We start from the raw sequence: 19,299 nt of genomic DNA on the forward strand, positions 1-19,299 counted from the left end.
TTTCATTTTCATAAATGTGCAAAATTAAAATGTTTTAGTGCTTTACATCAATCATTAACACTATGTTAAGATATCTTCACAGCAGAAAACGTCTTTTAATCGAATTCCTTTTTCAGTATTTTCAACAGTGATGATTTGATTGTGCGCATCGTGTTCGAGCCAAAGATAGTAATTGTTGGCAACGGCAGCATGAAGAAATTTTGATTTTTCTGGCATAGTTAAAAGAGGTCGTGTGTCATAACCCATAACATAAGGTAAAGGCAAATGACCAGCAGTTGGAATCAAATCGGCACAAAAAACTATGGTTTTGTTATTGTAACTAATGTGCGGAATCATCATTTTTTCGGTATGACCATCAACATAAAAAACCCCAAAATCTAATTCCGAATTCGCTTGAAAATCACCTTTTGTTCTTTTTATAAAATGAAGTTGACCACTTTCCTGCATAGGCAGAATATTTTCTGACAGAAATGATGCTTTTTCACGTTGATTAGGCTTGGTTGCCCATTCCCAGTGGTTTTCATTAGACCAATATTTGGCATTTTTGAAAGCCACCTCATAACCCGTTTTATCTTTGTTCCAATTCACGCTTCCGCCACAATGGTCAAAATGTAAATGCGTCATAAAAACATCCGTAATATCATCACGATGAAAGCCACATTTTGCTAATGAACCGTCCAAAGAATGTGTTCCCCAAAGTGAATAATAACCAAAGAATTTCTCCGATTGCTTATTGCCCATTCCTGTATCAATCAAAATCAACCTGTTTCCGTCCTCAATCAATAGGCATCTTGCCGCAATATCAATAAGATTATTTTCGTTAGCAGGATTGGTTTTATTCCAAATGGTTTTTGGCACAACTCCAAACATCCCGCCACCATCTAATTTAAAATTTCCAGCTTCTATGGGGTAAATTTTCATCTTTGAATGTTTTCACAAATTTATAGAATTAAAAATCAAATTTCTCTATGTCTTCATTCGTTATAAAAATGTTATAGATTGTTGAAAAAAGGATAATTGTACTAACTTTGCGATTAATTTAGACAAAATCAAAATAAGCTTATGATTAAAGTTTCTGATGACGCTAGTAAAAAAATCGTTTCGATGATGCAGGAAGACGGTTTTAACGCAGCCCAAGATTATGTTCGTGTGGGCGTAAAAAGTGGTGGTTGTTCGGGCTTGTCGTATGAATTGAAATTCGATAAAGAACTAGGTGAAAACGACAAAGTTTTTGAAGATAATCATGTAAAAATTGTCGTTGAAAAAAAATCATTTTTGTATTTAGCGGGAACTATTTTAGAATTTTCAGGAGGATTAAACGGAAAAGGATTTGTATTTAACAATCCAAATGCATCTAGAACTTGTGGATGTGGGGAATCGTTTTCATTATAATATTTAAACAAAAAAAATGTCAAAATACACCGAAGACGATTTAAAAATTGAACTCGAAAGTAAAGAATACGAATACGGATTCTACACGGATTTAGACTCGGAGACGTTCCCCGTTGGATTAAATGAAGATATTGTTAGGGCTATTTCTCTAAAAAAGGATGAACCACAATGGATGACCGATTGGCGCATTGAAGCGTTTCGTACTTGGCAGGAAATGATTGAACCTGCATGGGCAAACGTTCGGTATGAAAAACCCGATTTTCAAGCTATTTCGTATTATTCAGCACCAAAATCTGTGGATCCCAATAAAACGCTTGATGATGTTGATCCCGAGCTTTTGGCGATGTATAAAAAGCTTGGAATTAATGTAGACGAACAAAAAATGATGAACAATATCGCCATGGATATTGTGGTGGATTCGGTTTCAGTTGCTACCACATTCAAAAAAACGCTGAATGAAAAAGGCATTATTTTCTGTTCAATTTCTGATGCGATAAAACAGCATCCAGAATTAGTTCGAAAATATCTTGGTACGGTAATTCCGCAAAAAGATAATTTTTATGCAGCATTAAATGCTGCTGTTTTCTCCGATGGTAGTTTTTGCTACATCCCAAAAGGCGTTCGTTGCCCAATGGAATTGTCAACGTATTTCCGAATTAATCAGGCAGGAACCGGTCAGTTTGAAAGAACACTTTTGATAGCCGACGAAGGCAGTTATGTTTCCTATCTTGAAGGTTGCACAGCACCAAGCAGAGATGAAAACCAGTTGCATGCCGCTTGTGTAGAACTGATTGCTTTAGACAATGCCGAAATAAAATATTCAACAGTACAAAACTGGTACCCCGGGAATAAGGAAGGCAAAGGAGGCGTTTTTAATTTTGTAACCAAAAGAGGTATTTGTGAAAAAAAAGCAAAAATTTCCTGGACACAAGTCGAAACAGGTTCTGCGATTACTTGGAAATATCCATCGGTTATTTTGAAAGGTGATAATTCTGTTGGTGAATTTTATTCAATAGCGGTAACCAATAATTACCAACAAGCCGATACAGGTACAAAGATGATTCACATTGGAAAAAACACCAAATCAACTATTATTTCCAAAGGAATTTCCGCAGGTAAATCACAAAATAGTTATCGCGGATTAGTGAAAATTGGAACCAATGCTGATAATGCTAGAAATTTTTCACAATGCGATTCGTTGTTGATGGGCAATAATTGTGGTGCACATACTTTTCCTTACATCGAAAGCAAAAATTCAACTGCAATAATCGAGCACGAAGCAACAACTTCTAAAATCGGTGAAGATCAAGTTTTTTATTGCAACCAGCGTGGCATTCCAACCGAAAAAGCCATTGCCTTAATTGTAAACGGTTTTAGTAAAGAAGTTTTGAACAAACTGCCGATGGAATTTGCTGTAGAAGCTCAAAAATTATTAGAGATTTCGTTAGAAGGTTCCGTAGGATAATCATAAATCAGAATAAAAACACATTCAAAAAATGTTAAGCATAAAAAATTTACACGCTTCGATAGAAGACAAAGAAATATTAAAAGGCATCAACCTTGAAATAAATGCAGGAGAAGTACATGCTATCATGGGACCCAATGGTGCCGGAAAATCTACACTTTCTTCCATCATTGCCGGAAATGAAAATTACACTGTTACTGAAGGAGAAATCCTTTTGGAAGGTGAAGACATTTCTGAATTAGCTCCTGAAGAAAGAGCGCATAAAGGTGTTTTCTTGTCGTTTCAATACCCTGTGGAAATTCCAGGAGTTTCGGTGACGAACTTTATGAAAACCGCTATCAACGAAAGTCGCAAAGCCAACGGGAAGGAAGAAATGCCAGCCAATGAAATGCTAAAGCTAATTCGGGAGAAATCAGAATTATTGGAAATAGACCGTAAGTTTTTATCGCGTTCGTTAAACGAAGGTTTTTCGGGTGGAGAAAAAAAGCGTAATGAAATCTTCCAGATGGCGATGTTAGAGCCAAAACTGGCAATCCTTGACGAAACTGATTCTGGTTTGGATATCGACGCGCTACGAATTGTTGCTAATGGTGTAAACAAACTAAAAAGTAAAGTCAATGCTGTGGTTGTAATTACGCATTATCAAAGATTGTTAGACTATATTATACCCGATTTCGTTCACGTTTTGATGGATGGAAAAATCGTAAAATCGGGTGGAAAAGAATTGGCTTACGAGTTAGAAGAAAAAGGATACGATTGGATTAAAAACGAAGTAGTCGAAAGTCAAAAGTCTTAAAGTTAAGAGCTGGGAAAGTTCAATTCATTTGAAGAAATTATTTTTTGGCAAAAATCAAGAATTTTCAATAAAAAAATTTATCAAATTAGTGAAAACCTAAATTTTAAGAAAGACTTTGATTTGGTAAGACAGATAAGGGGTGCATCGATTTCAATTTCTTCAAATAATGCTGAAGGATTTGAAAGAAATACAGATAAAGAGTTCGTTTACTTTTTGTATGTTGCAGAGGCATCAGCAGGAGAAGTTCGTTCTCAAATATATTTAGCATTTGATTTAGAATATATATCAAAATTAGAATTTGAAGAATTATTAGAATCAGTTACTGAAATTTCTAAACTGTTAAGTGGTTTTATTAAATACTTGAGTACAAAGGCATAAAGTCCAAAGTCGCAAATTCAAAAAGCATAAAATTTAAAGGCATAAATATATTATTCACTAAATACGCTATGGTTTTCAAACAATAAATTATCAATAATAGTAAGTTTCAATCTAAAGTCTTTCGACTTTCAGACTTAAATATAAAATGGAATTAAAAGAAAAACTTATCTCCTCCTTCATGGCCTTTGAAGAGCAAATCGACGTTCATTCCGAACTTCATGATGTGCGTACTTCGGCTATAAAAAACTTTGAAAATAAAGGTTTTCCAACTAAAAAAGAAGAAGCCTGGAAATACACTTCGCTGACTGCTATTTTAAAAAATGACTATTCTGTTTTTCCAAAGCATGAGAATGCAGTTGAATTTGCAGCCGTAAAAAAATACTTTCTCCACGAAATTGACACCCACAAAGTGATTTTTGTAGACGGGAAATTCAGTTCGTTTTTATCAGCAACAACGCATGATGGTTTGGATGTTTGCCTAATGTCATCGGCATTGAATAAACCGAAATACAAAATTGCGATTGATGAATATTTCAACAAAATTGCCAGCAAAGACGAGAGTTTAACAACACTTAATACGGCATTTGCCAATGAAGGAGCGTATATCAACATTCCGAAAAGCAAAGTAGTGGAGAAACCTATTGAAATTATTTATTTCTCGACGGGTAATGAAAGCGCTTTTATGGTACAACCCAGAAACTTGGTAATCGTTGGCGAAAATGCGCACGTTCAAATCATCGAAAGACATCAGTCGTTAAACGAAAATCCAGTTTTGACAAATTCGGTAACCGAGATTTTTGCACAAAAAAGAGCGATTGTTGATTATTATAAAATCCAAAATGATTTGCAATCGGCCAATCTGATTGACAATACTTATATCTCCCAAAAACAAGAAAGTCGGGTTTCGGTTCACACGTTTTCTTTTGGTGGCAACATTACAAGAAACAACTTGAATTTCTATCATTTTGGAGAAAGAATCGATTCAACGTTGAAAGGAATTACCATTATTGGCGACAAGCAACATGTAGATCATTTTACATTGGTCAATCATGCGACACCAAACTGCGAAAGCCATCAGAACTACAAAACCATTTTGGCGGGCAGTTCAACTGGAGTTTTCAACGGAAAAATTTATGTTGAAAAAGAAGCGCAAAAAACCGATGCTTTTCAGCAAAACAACAACATTTTATTGGGCGATAAAGCCACAATAAATGCAAAACCACAACTTGAAATTTTTGCTGACGATGTAAAATGTTCGCACGGCTGTACCATCGGGCAATTAGATGAAAACGCTATGTTTTACATGCAACAACGTGGTATTCCAAAGAAAGAAGCCAAGGCATTATTGATGTATGCATTTTCTAACGAAGTCATCGAAAGTATTAAAATTCCAGAACTTAAAAAGAGGATTACTAAGATCATTGCTACAAAACTAGGAGTGAATTTGGGGTTTGACTTGTAGACTTCGACCGCATGGTTCGCTTAAGTATACGAAAAGTGCGCAAGGTTTAACCTTTGCGCACTTTTCGATTTTTTACTTTGTGTCCTTGCGGTTAATTTTTTTATTTCGCATTTTCTTAAACTTTCTTTTGAATAATTATCTTCATCAATTATCCAAACTACCAACGACTTCCTTCAAAAATCCATTAAAATCAAAATCCTCTTTCACTCCCATTCTAACAACTACCAAATCTTGAGTTGGAAATATTGCAATCATTTGCCCCTGAAAACCACTACACCTATAGAAATCTTTGGGAACATCAGGAAAATCGCCATTAGCATTGAGCCAAAAATGAGCGCCATATTTACCGTTGGATCCTTCACTTGGTGTTGCCACATATTTAGCCCAACTAGGGTCAAAAATTTGTTCGCCATTCCAGTTGCCTTGGTGCAAATACAATAATCCAAATTTTGCCCAATCTCTTGTGGTCGCCCAGCTGTACGAAGAACCTACAAAATTACCAGCCATATCGGTTTCAACAACCATGGAGTGCATCCCAATTTTATCAATTAATGCGGAATACCAAAAATCTAAATATTCCTGATGCGTTTTGAACTGATTACGCAAAATTCCACACAATAAATTAGTTGTTCCTGATGAATAATTCCAGGTGTTATTTGGTTTTCCAATCAGTGGTTTTTCAATTTGTGATTGCGACATGTTTTTTGCCTGAAAAAGCATTCTTGTAGCATCTGAAATTTTGCCATAATCTTCATCCCATTCCAAGCCAGAATTCATGTGTAATAAATCTGAAATGGTTATTTTTGATCGAGCATCCTTCTTCCATGCGACGATGGGTGCGGGATTCATAATATTAATTTTGCTTTGTTTTTGCAGAATTCCAAAATAGGTTGCCGTCACACTTTTGGTGATTGACCAGCCTAAAATTTTCGAGTTTTTATTGAAGCCATCAGCGTACTGCTCTGCAATAATTTTGTCTTTGTAAATCACAAGTATTGAACGTGTTCTTTTATTCTTTTCTCCTTTTTTATCAAATGCATTGGCAACAGCTGCATTTAATTTCCTGTAATCAACATTTGCAAAAACACTATCTTTAGGCTCTAAATCTCCGTAAGGGAAGCGCAAATTTGTGTTCAATTTCGTTCTTTTTGGAATTTCGTACGGTTTAGTTTCATCAAAATCATCATCAATCAAAGTTGCTCCTAAACCCTCTCGGTAAATAGCTTTTCGGGTTTTTAATCCAAATACTTTTGAAGAGACAAATTTCCCGACTTTATTAATATCATTGGTTGCCCAATCTACTTTTGGAATGTTATTATCATTTTTTTGAATGGTTTCCAAATTTCGACCATCAATAAAATGACAAGATGCCACACTTTTCGCCGAAAATCCTGAAATCAAATCTAGTTGCGGATAAATGGCAATTCTCAAATAAACAAGGACAATCAACAGCAGCGCAACGAAGACTATGAGGAATTTTTTCATAGGATCAAATAAAATTGTGTTTCAGTAAATGTAAAAAATTAAAGTTATTATTAACAAGTGTTTGCTAAATTAGCCGTTTCAATTGTAGTACTTTTGTATTTAGAATTTTTATAAATAACATGTTAGACATACAAAAAATTAGAGGTGATTTCCCGATACTTTCACAATTGGTCAATGGCAAACCCCTTGTTTATTTTGATAACGGCGCTACTTCGCAAAAACCGCAGGTGGTTATTGATGCAATTTCGAAATATTACCAGCAAATAAATGCCAATATTCATCGTGGCGTGCATAAGTTGAGCCAATTAGCTACTGATGCTTATGAAGTGTCACGAAATAAAATTCAAAATCATATTAATGCAAAATTCCCGTATGAAGTAATTTTTACATCGGGAACAACTCACGGTATAAATGCTATTGCTACTGGTTTTGCTTCGATTTTGAAAGCAGGTGACGAAGTTCTCGTTTCGGCATTAGAACATCATAGCAACATTGTTCCATGGCAAATGCTTTGTGAAAAAACTGGTGCTGTATTGAAAGTCATTCCAATGAATGAAAACGGCGAATTAATTATGTCTGCCTACGACATATTAGTAACGTATAAAACCAAAATTGTAGCGGTAAATCATATATCCAATGCTTTAGGAACCATCAATCCAATAAAGGAAATGATAGACAAAGCGCATAAAGTTGGTGCTGCAATTTTAATAGATGGTGCGCAAGCAGTGGCACATTTAAAACCAGACGTTCAAGCATTAAATTGCGATTTTTATGTATTTTCGGGACATAAAATTTGTGGTCCAACAGGAATCGGAATTTTGTACGGAAAAGAGGAATGGCTTCGCAAATTGCCACCCTATCAAGGTGGTGGAGAAATGATTGCAACAGTATCTTTTGATAAAACAACGTATGCCGATTTGCCACACAAGTTTGAAGCTGGAACGCCTAATATAGAAGCAGGAATTGTACTTGGAACCGCAATTGATTATATGAATGAAGTAGGTTTTGACACTATTGCAGACTACGAACACGAATTATTGGAATATGCAACAGAACAATTAGAAGCAATCGAAGGTTTAAAAATTTATGGTCCAGAAGCATCAGGACAAAACAAAACTTCTGTAATTTCGTTCAACATAGGTAATATTCATCCGTATGACATTGGAACAATTATTGACCAAATGGGAATCGCAGTACGAACAGGGCATCATTGTGCACAACCAATCATGGATTTTTTAAAAATTCCGGGAACAATTAGAGCGAGTTTTGCCTTTTATAACACAAAAGAGGAAATTGATTTGATGATTAAAGCGCTGAAAAAAGCCCAAATAATGTTATCTTAAAATAAAAAAAATGAAAATAGCCACCTTGTTTTTAGTCACACTTTTTCTGGGGAAGAGTTGTACTAACGAAGCGCAAAATAACATTGCTAATGCTGAAATTCAGTATACGGCAAATACACGCGGTTTTCATTTGATGATTAATATCGCTAATCAAAAGGCTACCATTTCTCAAGGAAGAGGAACGGAAAATCCTGCGGTAGAAATGGCTATATCTGATGCAGATTGGAAAGAATTGGTAACCGAATTTAAAAAAATTAATTTGGCTGCAATTCCAAACCTTAAAGATCCTACGCAAAAACGATTATATGATGGTGCTGCGATTGCAAATTTAAAAATACGCTATCAAGGAAATAATTATGAATCGGTAGCTTTTGATCATGGATTTCCACCTGCAGCGATAGAAAAGCTGGTCAGCAAAATAGTTTCATTAGCCAAAGAAAAAAAATGAGCATACAAGAAATACAAGACGAGATTGTTGAAGAATTTTCACTATTTGATGATTGGATGGAACGGTATGAATATATTATTGAACTTGGAAAAACGTTACCATTAATTGACGAAAAACACAAAACCGAGGAAAATATTATCACTGGATGCCAATCGAAAGTTTGGGTTTATGGCGAACAAAAAGGCGGAAGAATTGTTTTCACGGCTGATAGTGATGCGATTTTAACTAAAGGAATTATAGCCATTTTGATTCGGTCTTTTTCCAATCAAAAACCAAGTGATATTTTAGATGCAAATAACGATTTCATTGACAAAATTGGCTTAAAAGAACACTTATCGCCAACACGTGCCAATGGCTTGGTATCGATGATAAAAAAAATAAAAATATATGCTTTGGGATTTACTTCAAAAAATTAATTTATGAGATCTATTTTAGATGTAATAGTTTGCTTAACCTTTTGCAATTGCTTCTCTCAAGCATTTTTCGAGAAAATGCCGACAAAAACAAAAAAAATTCATTTTCTGTATGAAGAAAAATCTAATTATTATTTGGATGATACCGGAGTTTTTGCTGACACACTTTTGATTGCATTTGATTTTCCAAAAATAAAATATAGTAAAGTAAAAAATCCTCTAGAACAAAATAGTATTTGTGGGTTTTTGCCTTATTCTGCTTTTTCTGACCCTGAAGATAAAAGAAAACTTGTTCAAGGAGAATTATATCATACCAATCAAACATACCAAGGAACTTATTATGTTGATAAAAACAAAACAGAAATTAAGATAATAAGAGATGATAAAGATATCAAAGAGAAAGCAAAAAAAATTTTCAATGAATATTTTCCACGATTTACTATGATTATAGCGATTGATTATAAAAAAGAAACCGAAAATTCAATTAAAACGATTTGGAATGGAACAGTTAAGTTCGAACCAAAATACGACTTGATTTATTTTGATAACGATAAGGTTACAGGGTCTTATAGAGAAAAAAATAATTATTTAGAAATGACTAATGTTGTTGTTTTTAATAAAAAATTAAATCCTAAAATTTCACCAGCAATCTTTCTTTCAAATGCTGAATTTGGAGTTGAAAAATTAATAACCTTGTTCTCGACTTATGTACTAAAATCTGTCACATACGAATAAAAATTTAAACTATGGAAGAATATAAAGACGATATTAATTTAGGAGAAAACGTGGTCAAAACCTTGAAAAGCATTTATGATCCAGAAATTCCTGTAGATATATACGAGTTAGGATTAATTTATGATGTCATGATTAATGAGGACAATGAAGTGAAAGTTTTAATGACACTAACTTCACCAAATTGCCCTGTGGCAGAAACTTTGCCTCGTGAAGTAGAAGAAAAAATCAAAAAAATAGATACTGTTAAATCCTGCGAAGTAGAAATCACGTTTGATCCGCCATGGAGCAAAGATTTAATGAGCGAAGAAGCAAAATTAGAATTAGGCATGCTTTAATTAGTCCAAAGTCTAATGTTCAAAGTCCAAAGATTCTTTCTTACCGACTTTTGACAGTTGACTTTCGACTTTCAGACTTAAAAAATGAACGAAATTATAAATAAAGTAGCCAATTCTAATCTTCAGGTTTTTGATCTTGAAGAGTATTACCCAAGCGGTATTCGGACGCAAATCGATATTTCAAAATGGCTTTTGGAAGATTATATTTTGAAGGAAATTTTTTTTCGTGAAACTCTTAAAACCCATGACTGGAAACAATATGAAAACCATTTTGTTGCGATTTATTGTGCCACTGATGCCATAATACCCACTTGGGCAAGCATTTTGGTTACCGTTTATCTTGCTCCGTATGCTAAAAAAGTGGTTGCTGGAACGTTGTATGATTTAGAAACAGCACTATATTTTGAAATTATTCCAACAATTGATTACTCCAAATTTCAAGATAAACCAGTCATTTTAAAAGGTTGCTCAAAAAAACCAGTGCCACAAAGTGCTTACATTATGGCCGTTCAAAAACTACAACCTTTTGCCAAAAGTATTATGTATGGCGAAGCATGTTCGGCAGTTCCATTATTCAAAAAAAGCAAATAGGTTAAATCTAAATCCAATTTGGATTAAAGAAATGTAATTTTAACTTTGTTTCAAAATTTTAAAAATCACAAAATGAAAAATATAGTACTTTCAATTGCTTTTGCATTAACGCTTACTACGGTTGCTGCTCAAGTAAATGAGAAAGAATTACTTAAGAAAAATGAAGAAGCTGCAGCAAAATTGAAAGTTGAAAAACCAAACGGCTGGGTTAAAAAAGGAACCTTTACTCTTTTAGCAAATCAGGCAAATTTTAATAACTGGTTGGCAGGAGGACAAAGCAGTATTTCTGGGAATCTTGGCTTAAACTATGACTTTAATTACAAAAGTGATACCTGGAACTGGGACAATAAAATTATTGCAGGCTATGGCTTGACGAAATTAAAAGACCAAAAAGTTCAAAAAACCGATGATAGATTTGTATTTAATTCACTAGCAGGCAAAAAAGCAAGTGGCGAATGGTTCTACTCCTTATTTTTTAATTTCCAAACACAGTTTGATTCAGGATTTGACTTGGTTTCAGGAATTAAAACATCTCATTTTTTCTCGCCAGCTTATTTTCAATTTGGTCCTGGTATGTTGTGGAAAAAAAATGATAATCTGAAAGTAAATATTGCTCCCGCAACCTCGAAACTCATTGTAGTTGATTCATATTTTACGGTACTCGGTCCTTCTTTTGGTGTTCAACAAGGCAAATCGACACGCTATGAATTTGGAGCAGCGCTTAATGCGTATTACAAATTTATTCTAGTTGAAAACGTCACGGTAGAAAATATTTTGAATTTGTATTCTAATTATTTACAAGACCCACAAAATATCGACCTTGATTACAATTTAAATATTGTGATGAAAATTAATAAATCGTTATCCTCAAACATAGCTTTTCAAACTATTTATGACGACAATGCTTTCCGAGGCTTTCAAACGCGTCAAGTTATCGGTTTAGGTGTCAATTATGGTTTCTAATAATATGACAACTAAAAAAATTCCATCTGCAGTTTGAAACCCAACAAAAGTTTTGGTTTTATCTAAAAGCTTGCTCAATATCAGCTAATAAATCGTCACTATCTTCAACACCAACACTCAATCTAACTAAATCGTCAGTAATTCCTATTGCTGCACGCATGTCCTCTGGTATGGAAGCGTGAGTCATCAAAGCGGGATGATTTGCCAAACTCTCAACACCACCAAGCGATTCAGCCAAAGTAAATACTTTTAACTTTTCTAAAAATGAAATAGCAGCCTCTTTTTTGCCCGATTTGAAGGTAAAAGAAACCATTCCACCAAAACCACTCATTTGTTTTTTGGCAATTTCATGAAACGGATGACTTGGCAATCCCGGATAATAAACAGTTTGCACTTTGTGATGATTACTTAAAAATGCCGCAACTTTTTCGCCATTTTCACAATGTCTCTGCACGCGCAAATGCAAGGTTTTGATACCTCTTAATACCAAGAAACTATCCATAGGTCCTAATGTTGCCCCAGTTGCAAATTGCTTGAAATGCAATTCATCACCCAGTGCTTTGTCTTTTATAACTAGTGCACCAGCAATTACATCAGAATGTCCGCCAAGGTATTTGGTAGCCGAATGCATTACAATATCTGCACCCAAATCCAAAGGTTTTTGAAGATAAGGCGTAGCAAAGGTATTATCGACCGCAAAAAGAATATTTTTTGCTTTAGTGATTTTAGCAATTTCCTGAATATCTGCCAATTTCATCAACGGATTGGTTGGCGTTTCTACCCAAACCAACTTTGTATTTTCATTGATTAATGATTGAAATTTTGCAACATCATTCATATCCACAAAATGAAATTTAATACCACTGTCTTTGTATAATTTTGTAAATAATCGATACGTCCCGCCGTATAAATCGTCCATGGCGATTACTTCGTCACCAGCTTTAAACAATCTTAATAAACAATCGGTAGCAGCCAATCCAGATGAAAATGCCAATCCACGTGCACCATTTTCTATTGATGCCAAAGCATCTTCCAAAGCCTGTCGCGTAGGGTTTGACGCTCGTGAATATTCGTAATCACCTACAGGTTTCCCAGGTGAAGTTTGAGCATAAGTTGAGGTTTGAAAAACAGGGGGCATCACGGCTCCAGTAACTTTTTCGTAATGTTGTTTCCCGTGGATAACTTTGGTATTAAATTTCATTTCGAGTAATTTTTGACAAATATATTTTAAATTTCTTAATGCAAAAGCTAGTTTAACGTTATATAAACTTTCTAATTTGCATCATGATTCCAGTGTGAACCGCTTCATGATAGTTGTTGAATTCTAATGCTTCTTTAGCATTTCTAATAGTGAAACCAGACATGGTTGTGAATTCAGAATAATCCTGAAAAATGTTAGCTACAAAATCTTTTTTAATTTGTTCTAACGTTGAAAACAACAAGAATTTAATTTCGTCAACCTCCTCTTGAGTTGCTTTGTGTTCAGGCTTGGTGCCGCGTTTGTATTTGACAATCATATCATCTGAAACCATCATTGACAAGCCAGATAAATTATAAACCAACTGTTGTTGTACTACTATACAATGAGCAATGTTCCAAATTGAGTTGTTGCTAAATCCTTCCGGAATGGTATTTAGTTGTTCTAAAGTATGATTTTCCAGGAATCTTAAAATGACATTTCTGCTGGTTTTATTGATGTTAAAGATAGTTTCCATTAGTTTGAATTTTTGTATAAAATTACAGATTATAACTCGAAATGAATTTTCTTTGTAAAAAGAAATCTTATGACTAACAAAATTTACTATTTGGCTTCCTGCGACACGTGTCGAAAAATTATAAAATCGCTACCAAATCCTGATAGATTGGAATTCCACGATATTCGTCAAGACCCGATTACAGCGATAGAATTAGAGGAAATGCATTCACTTTCGGGAACCTATGAAGCGTTGTTCAGCAAAAAAGCACAGCTTTATAAATCGATGGATTTGAAAAACAAATCGTTGACAGAACCTGATTTTAAAAAGTATATTTTAGAACATTACACATTTTTAAGCCGACCCGTTTTTATCCTAGACGATAAAATTTATATCGGTAACAGCCAAAAAAATATCATCGAAGTTATAAAAGCATTGTCGTAATGTCAAAAAGAACGTGGGCATTGATTGCCGCCATGATGGTTTCGCTGATTTATGGCGTTTCGTTTACGGTCGCCAAAGATGTCATGCCGGTTTATATCAAACCTTTTGGCTTTATTTTACTACGTGTTATCGGTACTACTATATTGTTTTGGATTGTTTCTTTTTTTGGTTCAAAAGAAAAAATTCAACTTCAGGATTTTCCAAGAATAGTAGCAGCCGCTTTTTTTGGCGTGGCATTGAACATGCTGACATTCTTTAAAGGATTAAGTTTTACCACGCCTATTTCGGCAGCAGTAATTATGGTTACCACTCCAATAATTGTGTTGATTTTGTCGGCGATTATCATAAGGGAAAAAATTAAACTTCGAAAGATTCTCGGAATTCTGCTTGGGCTTTTTGGCACTGGATTTTTAATTCTCTATGGAAAATCAATTGGCAATGCTACGAATGCGTCGCTCGGGAATTTATTGGTTTTCATCAATGCGGTTTCGTATGCTTTTTATTTGATAGTTGTCAAAAAACTAATGGATAAATACAACGCATTCACATTCGTTAAATGGATTTATACGTTTGGTTTACTGATGGTTTTGCCTTTTGGCTGGAATGAATATCTGGAAATTCAATGGGCAGTGATTCCGGTAAATATTCTTTGGAAAATAGGTTTTGTGGTAGTATTTACAACCTTTTTCACGTATTTATTAAACCTAATTTCCATGCGGGAACTAAAGCCAACAACGGTTGCGGTCTTCATTTATCTGCAGCCTCTTTTTGCCACTGTTTTTGCTATGAGTTTAGGAAAAGACGAGTTAACATTGGTCAAAATAGTCTCGGCGGGGTTGATATTTTTTGGGGTATTTCTTGTGACGCAGAAGAAAAATAAAAAAATTATACATAATTCTGAAAATAATAAAAAGTAAATCATATTTGTCTTTTAAAAAAGTTAACTTTACAAATTAATAATATTCTTATGTCAGGACAAATTAAATTATTACCGAATTACTTTAAAAAAATTGGTTTGTCATTACTAATAATTACTATTTTTTTAGCAGTGATTTTAAAACTCTTTCACCCCGACGATTTATTTAACAAGCAAATCATGGGTACACTAACTGTAGATTTTTTAATAATTATTTGTTGTATGATTATTTTTTCAAGAGACAAAATTGAAGATGAAATGACCGTTCTTGTAAGATTAAAAGAATTTGCAGGAACATTTGCAATGATGGTTGCAACGTTAATTACTAGAAACATTATCGATATTGCTACGGGTGAAAACCCTAAAAATTATTCAGCAACGCAACTAATATTCTTTATGTGCTCTTTACATCTGACTTTTCATTACGTAAATCTATGGAAAAACAAAAAACAAAATAATGACAAAGAGTGAGAAATTATATCAAAGTAGAAAGAGCAAAATTAAATATAACTCAACAAGAGTTAGCTGATAAAGTTCAGGTGTCAAGGCAAACGATAAATTCGATTGAAACTAAAAAATATGTACCTTCAACAATTCTGTCATTAAAAATTTCCTTATTTTTTAAAGTAACGGTTGAGCAACTTTTTGAATTGGAAGAAGAAGACTAATCAAAAAACTTTCCATAAATCGTCATTTTTGGATATATTTGAGGTCTATAAAAAACATCAATGATACAATCAATGACTGGTTTTGGGAAAGCAACACTACAATTTCAAACCAAAAAAATTACAGTAGAAATTAAATCGCTAAACTCAAAAGGTTTGGATTTAAATACCAGAATGCCTTCCGTTTTTCGTGAAATGGAATTGGGTTTGCGCAATCAGCTTTCGATACGTTTAGAGCGAGGAAAAATTGATTTTTCATTGTATATAGAAGCAACAGGCGAAGAAACTTCGTCAAAAATTAATGTGCCAATTGTTAGAGGTTATATCAACCAAATGAAAGCCGTAATTCCAAATGCTGATGAAACCGAATTGATGAAAATGGCTGTCAGAATGCCGGATGCCCTAAAAACAGAGCGCGATGAAATTGATGAAAACGAATGGGAAAAAATCCAAACAGTTATTGATGAGGCGATGCAAAACATTGCCCAATTCAGAAAAGACGAAGGCGTTTCGCTGGAAAGAGAATTCCTCCATCGTATTGCCAATATTATGACTTTAATGAACAGTGCAGTGGCGTATGATGTTGAACGCGTTGAAACTGTAAAAACAAGATTGCGTAACGCTTTGGATGAATTAAAAGAAAACGTAGATGAAAATAGATTTGAACAGGAATTGATTTTTTATCTGGAGAAATACGATATTACCGAAGAGAAAGTACGTTTGGAAAACCATTTAAACTATTTCATCGAAACCATAGCAGGAACAGAAGCCAACGGAAGAAAATTAGGTTTCATCACACAAGAAATGGGCAGAGAAATCAATACTATGGGTTCAAAATCCAATCATACCGAAATGCAGAAACTGGTTGTGATGATGAAAGATGAGTTGGAAAAGATCAAGGAGCAAGTTTTGAATGTTTTGTAAAAAAGTAATTAGTAACTAGTAATTAGCCTTACCCCGCTTTACTAATTACTAATTACTCCTCACTAATCACTTAAAAAATGAACAAAGGAAAACTACTAGTATTCTCTGCGCCATCAGGTTCAGGAAAAACCACCATAGTCAGGCATTTATTAGCGCAACCTGAACTGAATTTGGAATTCTCCATTTCGGCTGCAACACGAGAACTTCGTGGCGAAGAAGTGAATGGAAAAGATTATTATTTTATATCGATTTCCGATTTCAAAAAGCATATCAAAGCAGATGATTTTATAGAATGGGAAGAGGTTTATCGTGATAATTTTTATGGAACACTAAAGAGTGAAATCGAGCGTATTTGGGCAAAAGGCAAAAACGTAATTTTTGATATTGACGTATCTGGCGGATTGCGAATCAAACATAAATTCCCAGAAGAAACGTTGGCTGTTTTTGTAAAACCACCAAGTGTTGATGAACTCAAACGTAGACTAAAAGAACGTTCCACCGAGAGCGACGATAAAATAAATATGCGCATCGCAAAAGCACACGTTGAGTTGGCAACCGCGCCGCAGTTTGATACGGTTATTAAGAACTATGATTTGGACGTTGCGAAACAGGAAGCGTATCAGTTGGTGAAAGCATTTGTTAAGAAGTAATTACTCTTCAATAATCACTAAAAACATGAAAATCGGATTGTATTTCGGAACGTTTAACCCAATTCACATTGGGCATGTTATTATTGCGAATCACATGGTTGAAAATTCTGATTTGAATCAGATTTGGATGGTGGTTACACCACACAATCCGCTTAAACAAAAACACACATTACTTGATGATTATCAGCGCTTGCACATGGTAACTTTAGCAACGGAAGATTTCACCAAAATCAAACCTTCGGACATTGAATTTAAACTGTCACAGCCAAATTATACTGTAAATACGCTGGCACATTTAAAAGAAAAATATCCCAAAAATGAGTTCGCCTTAATTATGGGCGAAGACAATCTGAACTCGCTCCACAAGTGGAAAAACTATGAGGTGATTTTGGCAAATCATTATATTTATGTGTATCCAAGATTAAACTCTGGCGACATGGATGGGCAGTTTATAAATCATCATAAAATTCATCATGTTGGCGCACCGTTAATGGAACTTTCATCCACATTTATCCGTGAAAGCATCAAAAACAAAAAGAATATAGCACCAATGTTACCGCATAAAGTTTGGCAGTATATCGATAGCAGTGCTTTTTACAGAAAGTGACTTTATTGTTTCAAAAACCGAATCGTTTTAATGATGTTTCCAAAACTTATTCTAGCGATATAACAACCATCACTTAAGCCGGAAACGTCAATTTTATTTCCAACACTTCTAGTTGAATTTAGCACTATTTCTTGACCTAAAAGAGTTACTAATTTTATAGCCGTTATGCCTTCGGAAGGCGTTATAGTTAAAATATCGGTTACGGGATTTGGATAAATTTGTATGTTGGGAATTACATAATTTGGGATACCAAGTTCTGGATTCACGGCTATATTTAGTACAAAAGTACTCATACCATCACTATTGGAAGCAGTAACTGTATAATCGGTTGCGGGAGAAACTACAGTGGGCGTTCCACTAATCCTTCCATTAGAAGTATTAAAGAGTAAACCAGTTGGCAAAGCGGGCGAAATGGAATAACCATACGTCTTGATTTTTCTGATTTTGTTGTTGCCGTAATCACAAACAAAAACAGTGTTGGAATGGTCAATTGCAACACCCGTTGCAGAATTAAATTGTGCCACCGTTGCAAGACCATCAGTAGCGCCAATGACTCCAGTTCCAGCATAAGTCGAGACCATTCCATCGGGTGTAATTTTTCTAATCTTATGATTTTCCTCGTCGGTTATAAATAAATTATTATTCAAATCAATTGCTACAATTGCTGGATAATAAAAACTAGCGCTTGTTCCAATACCATCTGTAGAACCAATAGTTCCTGTACCAGCAATGGTTGTAACATCGCCTATTGTACTTATTTTTCTAATTTTATTGCTATAATAATCAGCTACAAAAATACTTCCCAAAGGATCTATACAAACTCCAGTTGCACCATTGAATTGGGCAGTTAAAACGGTTCCGTCAGCGGAACCAGCAATGCCTGTTCCCGCAAAAGTAGTCACAGTGCCGTTGGGCGTAATTTTTCTAATTTTATTATTCCCATAATCGGCGACATATAAATTATCTACAGCATCAACCGTCATTCCTGCAGGATAATAAAAACTGGCTAAAATTCCTATCCCATCAGCAGAACCAATTAAACCAGTTCCGGCAAAAGTAGAAACGGTTCCATCGGGTGTGATTTTTCGAATTTTATGATTGCTTTGATCGGATACAAAAAGATTGTTTTGCGAATCAAAAACAGCACCATCGGGATATTTAAAACTTGCTGCAGTTCCGATTCCGTCGGCAGACCCAATTGACCCTGAACCAGCAAAAGTAGTAACATCTCTAGCGGGAGTAATTTTTCTAATTTTATGATTGCTTCTATCCACCACAAAAATATTTCCGAAACTGTCAATTGTAACAACTGTTGGTAAATTAAAACTTGCTGCTATACCATTTCCATCGGCGGAACCTACAGTTCCAGAACCAGCAAAAGTTGAAACCAAAGTTTCCGCTATAATGGCTCCTCCAGTAGCTGTTGGTATTAAGTCAGTAATTGTTTGTCCGTTTGTAAAAACATTAGGTGTCGTATAACTGATAACGGGTACTTGTGAATGAGCAACGGTTAAGCTAAATAATAATAAAATACTAATTTTATTCATACAGTCTGGTTGTTAAAAGTTATACAAATGTAAATTAAAAAATAGA

24 protein-coding genes are annotated in these 19,299 nt (G+C 34.5%); 19 read left to right on the forward strand and 5 right to left on the reverse strand.

The genetic code is table 11. The features are described 5' to 3' along the window. Positions 1–60 precede the first annotated feature (60 nt). On the reverse strand, positions 61–921 hold the full coding sequence (locus tag Q0Q96_RS11355; RefSeq protein WP_293875448.1) for an MBL fold metallo-hydrolase: 861 nt from the start codon (positions 919–921) through the stop codon (positions 61–63). A gap of 141 nt (positions 922–1,062) precedes the next feature. Here Q0Q96_RS11355 and Q0Q96_RS11360 point away from each other — a divergent pair, with 141 nt between their 5' ends. The 5 genes from Q0Q96_RS11360 (at position 1,063) to sufD (ending at position 5,493) form a co-directional block, all read left to right on the forward strand. Then, entirely contained in the window at positions 1,063–1,392 is a 330-nt protein-coding gene (locus tag Q0Q96_RS11360) for an iron-sulfur cluster assembly accessory protein (RefSeq protein WP_293875450.1), read from the forward strand. Between the two features lie 16 nt (positions 1,393–1,408). Beyond that, positions 1,409–2,857, forward strand: a complete 1,449-nt coding sequence (sufB, locus tag Q0Q96_RS11365) for a Fe-S cluster assembly protein SufB (RefSeq protein ID WP_293875452.1) — start codon at positions 1,409–1,411, stop codon at positions 2,855–2,857. Between the two features lie 31 nt (positions 2,858–2,888). Then, entirely contained in the window at positions 2,889–3,653 is a 765-nt protein-coding gene (gene sufC / locus Q0Q96_RS11370) for a Fe-S cluster assembly ATPase SufC (RefSeq protein ID WP_293875454.1), read from the forward strand. 39 nt (positions 3,654–3,692) lie between these two features. Next, on the forward strand, positions 3,693–4,031 hold the full coding sequence (locus Q0Q96_RS11375) for a four helix bundle protein (protein ID WP_293875606.1): 339 nt from the start codon (positions 3,693–3,695) through the stop codon (positions 4,029–4,031). 145 nt (positions 4,032–4,176) lie between these two features. Beyond that, positions 4,177–5,493: a Fe-S cluster assembly protein SufD gene (gene sufD, locus Q0Q96_RS11380; protein WP_293875456.1), complete on the forward strand. Its 1,317-nt coding sequence runs from the start codon at positions 4,177–4,179 to the stop codon at positions 5,491–5,493. Positions 5,494–5,637: 144 nt separating this feature from the next. Here the strand turns inward: sufD and Q0Q96_RS11385 are convergent, their stop codons facing one another. Beyond that, the gene (locus Q0Q96_RS11385) at positions 5,638–6,978 is read right to left on the reverse strand and encodes a serine hydrolase (RefSeq protein ID WP_293875458.1); all 1,341 of its coding nucleotides are present in this window, start codon (positions 6,976–6,978) and stop codon (positions 5,638–5,640) included. A gap of 119 nt (positions 6,979–7,097) precedes the next feature. Here Q0Q96_RS11385 and Q0Q96_RS11390 point away from each other — a divergent pair, with 119 nt between their 5' ends. From Q0Q96_RS11390 to Q0Q96_RS11420, 7 genes are all read left to right on the forward strand, one after another. Then, positions 7,098–8,321 carry a cysteine desulfurase gene (locus Q0Q96_RS11390; RefSeq protein WP_293875460.1) on the forward strand — a complete coding sequence of 408 codons (1,224 nt, stop codon included), beginning with the start codon at positions 7,098–7,100 and terminating at the stop codon, positions 8,319–8,321. 10 nt (positions 8,322–8,331) lie between these two features. After that, complete coding sequence (locus Q0Q96_RS11395; RefSeq protein ID WP_293875462.1) at positions 8,332–8,769, forward strand: hypothetical protein; 438 nt, start codon at positions 8,332–8,334, stop codon at positions 8,767–8,769. After that, entirely contained in the window at positions 8,766–9,185 is a 420-nt protein-coding gene (locus Q0Q96_RS11400) for a SufE family protein (RefSeq protein WP_293875464.1), read from the forward strand. Before Q0Q96_RS11395 ends, Q0Q96_RS11400 begins: the two co-directional genes overlap by 4 nt. A gap of 3 nt (positions 9,186–9,188) precedes the next feature. Beyond that, positions 9,189–9,917: a hypothetical protein gene (locus Q0Q96_RS11405; RefSeq protein ID WP_293875466.1), complete on the forward strand. Its 729-nt coding sequence runs from the start codon at positions 9,189–9,191 to the stop codon at positions 9,915–9,917. 11 nt (positions 9,918–9,928) lie between these two features. Then, positions 9,929–10,252, forward strand: a complete 324-nt coding sequence (locus Q0Q96_RS11410; RefSeq protein WP_293875468.1) for an SUF system Fe-S cluster assembly protein — start codon at positions 9,929–9,931, stop codon at positions 10,250–10,252. A gap of 84 nt (positions 10,253–10,336) precedes the next feature. Further along, entirely contained in the window at positions 10,337–10,843 is a 507-nt protein-coding gene (locus Q0Q96_RS11415) for a DUF2480 family protein (RefSeq protein ID WP_293875470.1), read from the forward strand. 72 nt (positions 10,844–10,915) lie between these two features. After that, complete coding sequence (locus Q0Q96_RS11420; RefSeq protein ID WP_293875472.1) at positions 10,916–11,806, forward strand: DUF3078 domain-containing protein; 891 nt, start codon at positions 10,916–10,918, stop codon at positions 11,804–11,806. A gap of 58 nt (positions 11,807–11,864) precedes the next feature. On the opposite strand, the gene Q0Q96_RS11425 is transcribed toward Q0Q96_RS11420, so the two are convergent. Then, positions 11,865–13,007: a cystathionine gamma-synthase gene (locus Q0Q96_RS11425; protein ID WP_293875474.1), complete on the reverse strand. Its 1,143-nt coding sequence runs from the start codon at positions 13,005–13,007 to the stop codon at positions 11,865–11,867. Between the two features lie 58 nt (positions 13,008–13,065). Then, positions 13,066–13,521, reverse strand: a complete 456-nt coding sequence (locus tag Q0Q96_RS11430) for a DinB family protein (RefSeq protein ID WP_293875476.1) — start codon at positions 13,519–13,521, stop codon at positions 13,066–13,068. A 69-nt stretch (positions 13,522–13,590) separates the two neighbouring features. On the opposite strand from Q0Q96_RS11430, the gene Q0Q96_RS11435 reads away from it, so the two are divergent. The 7 genes from Q0Q96_RS11435 (at position 13,591) to nadD (ending at position 17,706) form a co-directional block, all read left to right on the forward strand. Next, the gene (locus tag Q0Q96_RS11435) at positions 13,591–13,944 is read left to right on the forward strand and encodes an ArsC/Spx/MgsR family protein (RefSeq protein ID WP_293875478.1); all 354 of its coding nucleotides are present in this window, start codon (positions 13,591–13,593) and stop codon (positions 13,942–13,944) included. Continuing rightward, positions 13,944–14,861, forward strand: a complete 918-nt coding sequence (locus tag Q0Q96_RS11440) for a DMT family transporter (RefSeq protein ID WP_293875480.1) — start codon at positions 13,944–13,946, stop codon at positions 14,859–14,861. The genes Q0Q96_RS11435 and Q0Q96_RS11440 overlap by 1 nt, the downstream gene beginning before the upstream one ends. Before the next feature lie 50 nt (positions 14,862–14,911). Continuing rightward, positions 14,912–15,331: a hypothetical protein gene (locus Q0Q96_RS11445; RefSeq protein WP_293875482.1), complete on the forward strand. Its 420-nt coding sequence runs from the start codon at positions 14,912–14,914 to the stop codon at positions 15,329–15,331. Continuing rightward, on the forward strand, positions 15,328–15,528 hold the full coding sequence (locus tag Q0Q96_RS11450; RefSeq protein WP_293875483.1) for a helix-turn-helix transcriptional regulator: 201 nt from the start codon (positions 15,328–15,330) through the stop codon (positions 15,526–15,528). Before Q0Q96_RS11445 ends, Q0Q96_RS11450 begins: the two co-directional genes overlap by 4 nt. Before the next feature lie 60 nt (positions 15,529–15,588). Beyond that, positions 15,589–16,449 (forward strand): YicC/YloC family endoribonuclease, encoded by an 861-nt coding sequence (locus Q0Q96_RS11455; RefSeq protein WP_293875484.1) that lies wholly within the window; start codon positions 15,589–15,591, stop codon positions 16,447–16,449. 77 nt (positions 16,450–16,526) lie between these two features. Further along, entirely contained in the window at positions 16,527–17,099 is a 573-nt protein-coding gene (gene gmk / locus Q0Q96_RS11460) for a guanylate kinase (protein ID WP_293875485.1), read from the forward strand. Positions 17,100–17,124: 25 nt separating this feature from the next. Further along, positions 17,125–17,706: a nicotinate (nicotinamide) nucleotide adenylyltransferase gene (nadD, locus tag Q0Q96_RS11465; RefSeq protein ID WP_293875487.1), complete on the forward strand. Its 582-nt coding sequence runs from the start codon at positions 17,125–17,127 to the stop codon at positions 17,704–17,706. Positions 17,707–17,708: 2 nt separating this feature from the next. Here the strand turns inward: nadD and Q0Q96_RS11470 are convergent, their stop codons facing one another. After that, positions 17,709–19,253: a T9SS type A sorting domain-containing protein gene (locus Q0Q96_RS11470; RefSeq protein ID WP_293875489.1), complete on the reverse strand. Its 1,545-nt coding sequence runs from the start codon at positions 19,251–19,253 to the stop codon at positions 17,709–17,711. Positions 19,254–19,299 lie beyond the last annotated feature (46 nt).

The organism is Flavobacterium sp. (genome assembly GCF_025352015.1).
GTDB lineage: Bacteria > Bacteroidota > Bacteroidia > Flavobacteriales > Flavobacteriaceae > Flavobacterium.